Here is a 7640-nt window from a genome sequence, read left to right on the forward strand (position 1 = left end):
CGGCGCGCAGCGCAAAGGCGGCGAGCCTGCGGTCAACGGGTGACGATCTGCCCCTTGGCCACCACCGTGATGCCGGACTCGGTCACGGTGAAGCCCCGCTCGCGGTCGTGCTCGGGGTCGATCCCCACCATGGCGCCCTCCTCGACCTTGACGTACTTGTCCAGGATCGCGCGGTTGACGACGGTGTTACGGCCCACCTCGGCCCCGTCCATGATGACGGACTCGCGCACCGAGGACCAGGAGTTGACGCGCACACCGGGGGACAGGACCGAGGAGATCACCTCACCACCGGAGACGATGACGCCCGGCGAGACGATCGAGTCGACCGCGTGCCCCAGACGCTCGTGGTGGCCGTAGACGAACTTGGCCGGAGGCATCGCGGCCTGGTAGCCGGCGAACAGCGGCCAGCGGTCGTTGTACAGGTTGAACACGGGGGTCACTGAGATGAGGTCCTGGTGGGCCTCGAAGAAGGCGTCCACCGTACCCACGTCGCGCCAGTAGTCACGGTCGCGCTCGGAGGAGCCCGGCACGTCGTTGTCCTTGAAGTCGTAGACGCCGGCCGCCCCCTGGTTGACGAACCAGGGCACGATGCTGCCGCCCATGTCGTGCTTGGAGGTCTCGTCGGCGGCGTCGACTGTCACGGCCTCCAGGAGTGCGTTGGCGTCCATGATGTAGTTGCCCATCGAGGCCAGGACCTCATCAGGGGAGTCCGGCAGACCGGGGGTCTCCGCGGGCTTCTCCACGAAGGCCTTGATCCTGCCGCGGTCGGACGGGTCGGTCTCAATGACGCCGAACTGGTCCGCCAGGGACCGGGGCTGACGGATGCCCGCGACAGTGCAGGGCAGACCAGAGGCGATGTGGTGGTCCAGCATCTGGGAGAAGTCCATGCGGTAGATGTTGTCCGCACCGGTGATGACCACATAGTCCGGCCGCTCGTCGTCGAGCAGGTTGAGGGACTGGTAGATCGCGTCGGCGCTCCCCAGGAACCAGTGCTTGCCCACGCGCTGCTGGGCCGGCACCGGCGCGATGTAGTTGCCCAGCATGTCGGACATGCGCCACGTCTTGGAGATGTGACGGTCCAGCGAGTGGGACTTGTACTGGGTGAGCACCACGACCTTGAGGAAGCCGGAGTTAATCATGTTGGACAGGGAGAAGTCGATGAGGCGGTAGATGCCGCCGAAGGGCACGGCGGGCTTGGCGCGATCGACGGTCAGGGGCATGAGGCGCTTGCCCTCGCCACCGGCGAGGACGATTGCGAGAACACGAGGTTGAGCCATGTGGCCCACCTTACGTTGCTCGAGGGGCCTGCGGGGCCAAATGGGTCACATTCCGGGTAGGTTTTCCGCCGAATCGTTGCCTGAGGCATCGTTCAGGACGATCGAGCACCGGGCGACTCGTCCTGACCCGGTCCCCGACGCCTCACGCACGAGTATCCCCGCCTCCACTCCTGCCTCCACTGCGGAGCGGATGCCGCCGGCCCCTCGCGGGAGAGTCGGTGGAAACCACCGGTGCTGAACGGTCCCACCGGGCTCCGTGTGCGTATAACGTCGGGTGAGGCGCCCGCCCCACCGCAGGCGCCCGTCCTGCGCCGAGGAAGGCGCGGTCAGTCCATCCATCAGACAGAGGAGAGGCACACCCATGAGGGTCGACCTGCTGACCAAGGAGTACCCACCCTTCATCTACGGCGGCGCCGGAGTCCACGTCAACGAGCTCGCCAAGGTCCTGCGCCCCCTGGCCGACGTCCGCGTCCACGCCTTCGGCGGCCCCCGCGAGCCCGGCACCGAGGGCGCCGACGACGGCGTCACCGGCTACCCCGAGATCGCCGAGCTCGACGGCGCCAACGCCGCTCTGCGCACCTTCGGAGTCGACCTGGAGATGGCCCAGGGCACCGAGGGAACCGACCTCGTCCACTCCCACACCTGGTACGCCAACCTCGCCGGGCACCTGGCCGGTCTGCTTCACGGCGTCCCCCACGTCATCAGCGCTCACTCCCTGGAGCCCCTGCGCCCCTGGAAGGCCGAGCAGCTCGGCGGCGGCTACGCCCTGTCCTCCTGGGCGGAGAAGACCGCCTACGAGGCCGCCTCCGGGATCATCGCGGTCTCCAACGGCATGCGCGAGGACATCCTGCGCTGCTACCCGGCCGTCGACCCCGAGCGCGTCAAGGTTGTCCACAACGGCATCGACCTCGAGGCCTGGAAGCACCCGCAGGGCCAGGAGGCCGACGCCCAGGCCGCCGCCACCCTCAAGCGCCTGGGCATCGACCCCGACCGCCCCACCATCGTCTTCGTCGGACGCATCACCCGGCAGAAGGGCCTGCCGCACCTGCTGCGCGCCTGCGAGCAGCTGCCCGCGGACGTCCAGGTCATCCTGTGCGCCGGCGCCCCCGACACCCCCGAGATCAAGGCCGAGGTCGAGGGCCTCGTGGCCCACCTGCGCGACAAGCGCACCGGCGTGGTCTGGATCGAGGAGATGCTGCCGCGCCCCGAGCTCATCGCCGTGCTGGCCGCCTCCGACGTCTTCGTGTGCCCCTCCGTCTACGAGCCCCTGGGCATCGTCAACCTCGAGGCCATGGCCGTGGGCCTGCCGGTCGTCGGCTCAGCCACCGGCGGCATCCCAGACGTCATCGTCGACGGCGAGACCGGCCTGCTCGTGCCCATCGAGCAGGTCCAGGACGGCACCGGCACCCCCATCGACCCGGCCCGCTTCGAGGCCGACCTGGCTGAGCGCCTCACCACCCTGGTCACCGACACCGAGGCCGCCAGGACCATGGGGCAGGCCGCCCGACACCGCGTCGAGGAGCACTTCGCCTGGCAGGCCATCGCCCAGCGCACCATGGACGTCTACAACTGGGTCCTGGCTCAGGGGTGAACGGGACGGCTCCCGCTCGGTGACCCCACCGATACGCCACCGAGTGGTGCGCCCCCTCTACCGGGCCCACCACTCGGTGGCCGCAGCGGCACCGTGACGCGCCACCGCCAGCAGCGGGCGCAGGACGTCGGCCCGCCGCTGCGCCTGCAGGGCGGTCGTGGCCGCACCGTCGTCGTCCAGGGCCAGCTCGCACATCCCCGCCAGGCGCAAGGAGCGCTCCAACAGCTCCCGATCACGGCGCGCCAGCCACGGCGGGACGAGACGCGGATCCATCACCGCGGTGAGCAGGTCGTTGAGGGCGTCGGCCATCTCCGGGCGCTCGCGGGCCAGGTCGAGCTCGATGAGCGCCTCGATGGCCTCCTCGGTGGCGGCGTGCACCTGCCGGCGGGCGTGCGCCGCATCCAGCGGAGGCAGTGGGGAACTGAGCGGCTCGGCGTGCCAGGACACCGAGGTGCCGGAGTCCTCAGGAACCAGCAGCACCCGGCCGGCTGCCCCCTCCAGCACGACGCCCTCCTCGATGTCGGGCAGGAGCCCCCAGGTGCCGGTGCCACCGGCCGGTGAGGGCAGGACCGCGCTCACCCGACTCAGGGGGCGGGCGGAGGCGAGCCACCGTTCCAGGCTGACGCGTCCTGAATCGTCGTCGGCGGCAGCAGTCGGTGTGTCCGAGCCCCCGGTGACGACGCTGCCGATGACGTCATGGGCGCCGTCGGGGCCTTCAACGAGCGACAGACCGTGGGAGGAGGGCGAAGGCGCCCACAGGGCCAGCACGATGCTGACCGGCGGGTTGAGGGGATCCATGGGGGCCAACCATAGTGAATGGTGGTGGGGCGAGCCCCGAAGGGGAGCGGTCACCATGTGGGGCGCGGCTCTCGTTGCGCATCTTCCCTGTGTGAACTCACCGTCACGATAGGATCACCTCATGACCAGTGTCCTCCACCTCGACGATGTCTCACTGCACCGCGGCAGCCACCAGATCCTCAGTCACGTCAGCTGGACCGTGGACGAGGGGCAGCACTGGGTGCTGCTGGGATCCAACGGCGCGGGCAAGACCACGATCGCCAGGATCGCCTCGGCCAGGCTCTTCCCCTCCTCCGGCACGGTCGACATCCTCTCCGAGCGGCTCGGGCGCGTGGACGTCTCCGAGCTCCACCCCCGTATCGGCCTGTTGTCCTCGGCCCTGGCCGCCAACGTCCAGAACGGCGAGAAGGTGCTCGGCGTGGTCCTGTCGGCCTCCTACGGGCGCATTGGGCGCTGGCGCGAGGAGTACGACGACTTCGACCTCGAGCGCGCTCACGCCCTGCTGGGCGCCCTGGGGGCCGCTCACCTGGTCGACCGGTCGTGGGGAACGCTGTCATCGGGGGAGCGCAAGCGCGTCGAGCTGGCTCGCGCTCTGATGCCGGACCCGGAGATGCTCTTCCTCGACGAGCCCGCCTCGGGGCTGGACCTGGCCGGCCGCGAGCAGCTCCTGGCTGCGCTCACCGAGATCATCTCCTCACCCGACTCGCCCTCCATGGTCCTGGTGACCCACCACCTGGAGGAGATCCCGGAGGGCTTCACCCACGCGCTCACGCTGCGTGAGGGAAAGGTCGTGGGCTCCGGCCCGCTTCAGGAGGTCCTCACCGCGGACACGATCAGCACGACCTTCGGTATGCCGCTGGAGGTCACCTACGACCGCGGTCGCTACGCGGCCAGGGGGCTCCCTGCCGGCCACGGCAGGCGCGTCGCCGAGGCCAAAGGCTGACCACCGGTTCCGGGAGGGAAGGCCGCTGCGGGCCGCATCGATCCCTGATCGTCCCCGACCGGCACCCGACCACATACTCACCGACCGCGTTCATCAGGAGGTTCGCATGGAATGGCTGTTCTGGGTCGCAGGGGCGCTGCTCCTCGTCGTCATCGAGACGATGACAGCGGATCTCACCTTCCTCATGATCGCCGGAGGTGCGCTGGGAGGAGGGCTGACATCCTTCCTCGGCGGACCCGTGTGGGCGCAGGTCGTGGTCTTCGCCTGCGTCTCCACCCTGCTTCTCTTCGCCGTGCGCCCCTGGGCCAAGCGTCGCCTTGCGGCCGCCACCCCGCAGATGAAGACCAACGTTGAGGCCCTCATCGGTCGGTCTGCCGTCACCATTACTCCTGTCGACCGTGAAGGCGGGCGGGTGCGCCTGGGCGGCGAGGAGTGGAGCGCCCGCCTGGCTCCCGTCGCCCAGGGAGGCGTCACCCGTCTGGAGGCCGGGGTGAGTGTGACCGTGGCCCAGATCGACGGGGCCGTGGCCGTGGTCGCCCCGGTGACGACCTCCACCACCGCCCCCGCGTCCTGACGCTGCCCGCGCCGGCCCCAACCGTTCTGACCACCCGTTCAACCCCTGCAGGAGGAACCTCGTGCCCTTCGTCTCCATCATCTTGCTTCTCGTGGCCGTCCTGGTCATCGTCGCCATCTTCCGGGCAGTGCGGATCGTCAAGCAGAGCACTGCGATCATCGTTGAGCGCCTGGGGCGCTTCCAGGCGGCCTACGGCGCTGGAATGCACTTCCTGGTGCCCTTCATCGACCGGGTGCGCAACATCATGGACCTGCGTGAGCAGGTCGTCTCCTTCCCGCCTCAGCCCGTCATCACCTCCGACAACCTCGTCGTGAGCATCGACTCGGTGGTCTACTACCAGATCACCGACCCCATGCGCGCCACCTACGAGATCTCCAACTACCTGCAGGCCATTGAGCAGCTGACGGTCACCACGCTGCGTAACGTCGTCGGCTCCATGGACCTGGAGCAGACGCTGACCAGCCGCGACCAGATCAATGGCCAGCTGCGCGGCGTCCTGGACCAGGCCACCGGCCGCTGGGGAATCCGCGTCAACAGCGTGGAGCTGAAGTCCATCGACCCGCCGGCCTCCATCCAGGGCTCCATGGAGCAGCAGATGCGCGCCGAGCGTGACCGCCGCGCCGCGATCCTGACCGCCGAGGGTGTCAAGCAGTCCCAGATCCTCACGGCCGAGGGTGACAAGCAGTCCGCGATCCTGCGCGCCGAGGGTCAGGCGCAGTCCGCGATCCTCAAGGCGCAGGGTGAGTCGCGCGCCATCCTTCAGGTCTTCGACGCCATCCACCGTGGTAACGCCGACTCCAAGCTGCTGGCCTACCAGTACCTCCAGACCCTGCCCAAGATCGCCAACGGCTCCTCCTCCAAGATGTGGATCGTGCCCACGGAGTTCACGGCGGCGCTCGACGGCATCGCCGGCGCCCTGGGCGGTGGCAAGGACGGTGGCCCCGGCGGCTCGGACGACTCCGACGACGACGCCGCCCGTCCCGGTGTCGACCTCTCCGGCAGCGAGCTCGACCTGGGGATCGCCTCGGATCTGGCCAGCACCAGTCTCCAGGCCCCCGAGGAGGCCCTCGCCCAGGCCCGTGGTGAGGTCGAGTCGGCCTCCCAGGAGGCCAGTGAGGAGCCCGCACCCAAGGCAGGCGTCTCCCCGAAGGCTCCTGCGGATGAGGCCGACGGCGAGGCCACGGTGAGCGTTCCGACCTCCGACGGCCTCGAGGGGTCTCACGCCGGGCACGGCAGCCACGTGTCCGACCCCGAGGAGGCCCAGCCCGGTTCCGTGCCCCCTCGCGGCGGTTACGGCATTCAGGCCCAGCCCGGCTACGGCACGCCTCCCGGCGCGCCCCAGGGCCCCTACGGAGCCTGAGCCGACTGCCCTCACACTCCCGGGGGACCTGACGAGGGCCCGGGGACACTCGCTGCGGCGGGAGGAGTGGGCGATCCACGATGATCGGCCTATTCTTCCCGCCGTACTGCTGTACTGGACCGGGAAAGCCCCAGAAGGTGACGACGCGATGATTATTGAGCTGGCCGACGGCGCCGACGAGCGCCTGGCGGACTACACCAGGCTGACGGACGTGGCGCTGCGCCGTCGTCTGGAGACGCAGCGGGGGCTGTACATGGCCGAGTCCTCCAAGGTCATCACGCGCGCCGTGGCCGCCGGGCACGCCCCGCGCTCCTTCCTCATGGCCCCGCGCCACTTGGAGGAGATGCGCCCGGTCATCGCCTCCGCGGCCGGCTGCGCAGGCAGCGACGACGGCGGTGAGGTCCCCGTGTTCGTCGCCCCCGAGGAGGTCCTGGAGTCCATCACGGGATTCCACCTGCACCGCGGGGCCCTGGCCGCCATGAACCGGCCCGAGCTCGCCGGAGTTCCCGAGCTGCTTGCGGCCGCCCGTGGGGGAGCGGGGGCCAGGCGGGTCGCGATCCTGGAGGACCTGGTGGACCACACGAACGTGGGGGCCGCCTTCCGCAGCGCGGCCGCCCTGGGGATCGATGCCGTCCTGGTCACTCCGCGCTGCGCGGACCCCCTCTACCGGCGCAGCGTGCGCGTCTCCATGGGCACCGTCTTCCAGGTCCCCTGGACCCGGATCGAGCCCTGGCCCGCCATGGACGAGCTCCACGCACAGGGCTTCACCGTGGCCGCCCTGGCACTGTCGGACACTTCCGTGGCACTGGATGAGTTCGCGGCCTCCACGGCGTGCACCGGCGCGGACTCCAGGGTCGCCGTCGTCCTGGGCACGGAGGGCGACGGACTGTCCCACCGGACCATCACCGCGGCCGACGAGGTGGTGCGCATCCCCATGGCCGGGGGAGTGGACTCCCTCAATGTGGCGGCCGCGGCCGCCGTGGCCTTCTGGGCGCTGCGCCTGCCCTGACCTGGAGTTGCAAGTCCGGTGCCGCAGGTTCGCGCTGGACGATGGCAGGAGAGCAATACGGTGGGGCCGGATCCGTCCATGGACGGAT

At 69.9% G+C, this 7640-nt stretch carries 7 protein-coding genes; 5 read left to right on the forward strand and 2 right to left on the reverse strand.

All coding sequences use genetic code 11. The annotated features are described in order from the left end of the window. Window positions 1-32: 32 nt before the first annotated feature. Complete coding sequence (gene glgC / locus HMPREF3165_RS09160) at window positions 33-1277, reverse strand: glucose-1-phosphate adenylyltransferase (RefSeq protein ID WP_070512678.1); 1245 nt, start codon at window positions 1275-1277, stop codon at window positions 33-35. 361 nt (window positions 1278-1638) lie between these two features. Here glgC and glgA point away from each other — a divergent pair, with 361 nt between their 5' ends. Continuing rightward, a complete protein-coding gene (gene glgA, locus HMPREF3165_RS09165; RefSeq protein ID WP_070512681.1) occupies window positions 1639-2868 on the forward strand; it encodes a glycogen synthase in 1230 nt (409 codons plus the stop codon). 57 nt (window positions 2869-2925) lie between these two features. On the opposite strand, the gene HMPREF3165_RS09170 is transcribed toward glgA, so the two are convergent. After that, window positions 2926-3666 (reverse strand): hypothetical protein, encoded by a 741-nt coding sequence (locus HMPREF3165_RS09170; RefSeq protein ID WP_070512684.1) that lies wholly within the window; start codon window positions 3664-3666, stop codon window positions 2926-2928. A gap of 121 nt (window positions 3667-3787) precedes the next feature. Here HMPREF3165_RS09170 and HMPREF3165_RS09175 point away from each other — a divergent pair, with 121 nt between their 5' ends. The 4 genes from HMPREF3165_RS09175 to HMPREF3165_RS09190 all read left to right on the forward strand — a co-directional run bounded on the left by HMPREF3165_RS09175 (window position 3788) and on the right by HMPREF3165_RS09190 (window position 7552). Further along, entirely contained in the window at window positions 3788-4609 is an 822-nt protein-coding gene (locus tag HMPREF3165_RS09175) for an ABC transporter ATP-binding protein (RefSeq protein WP_070512687.1), read from the forward strand. 106 nt (window positions 4610-4715) lie between these two features. Then, window positions 4716-5183, forward strand: a complete 468-nt coding sequence (locus HMPREF3165_RS09180; RefSeq protein ID WP_070512690.1) for an NfeD family protein — start codon at window positions 4716-4718, stop codon at window positions 5181-5183. A gap of 61 nt (window positions 5184-5244) precedes the next feature. After that, entirely contained in the window at window positions 5245-6543 is a 1299-nt protein-coding gene (locus HMPREF3165_RS09185) for an SPFH domain-containing protein (RefSeq protein ID WP_070512692.1), read from the forward strand. 148 nt (window positions 6544-6691) lie between these two features. Beyond that, window positions 6692-7552 carry a TrmH family RNA methyltransferase gene (locus HMPREF3165_RS09190; RefSeq protein ID WP_070512694.1) on the forward strand — a complete coding sequence of 287 codons (861 nt, stop codon included), beginning with the start codon at window positions 6692-6694 and terminating at the stop codon, window positions 7550-7552. Window positions 7553-7640 lie beyond the last annotated feature (88 nt).

The organism is Actinomyces sp. HMSC08A09 (genome assembly GCF_001807465.1).
Lineage (GTDB): Bacteria > Actinomycetota > Actinomycetes > Actinomycetales > Actinomycetaceae > Actinomyces > Actinomyces oris.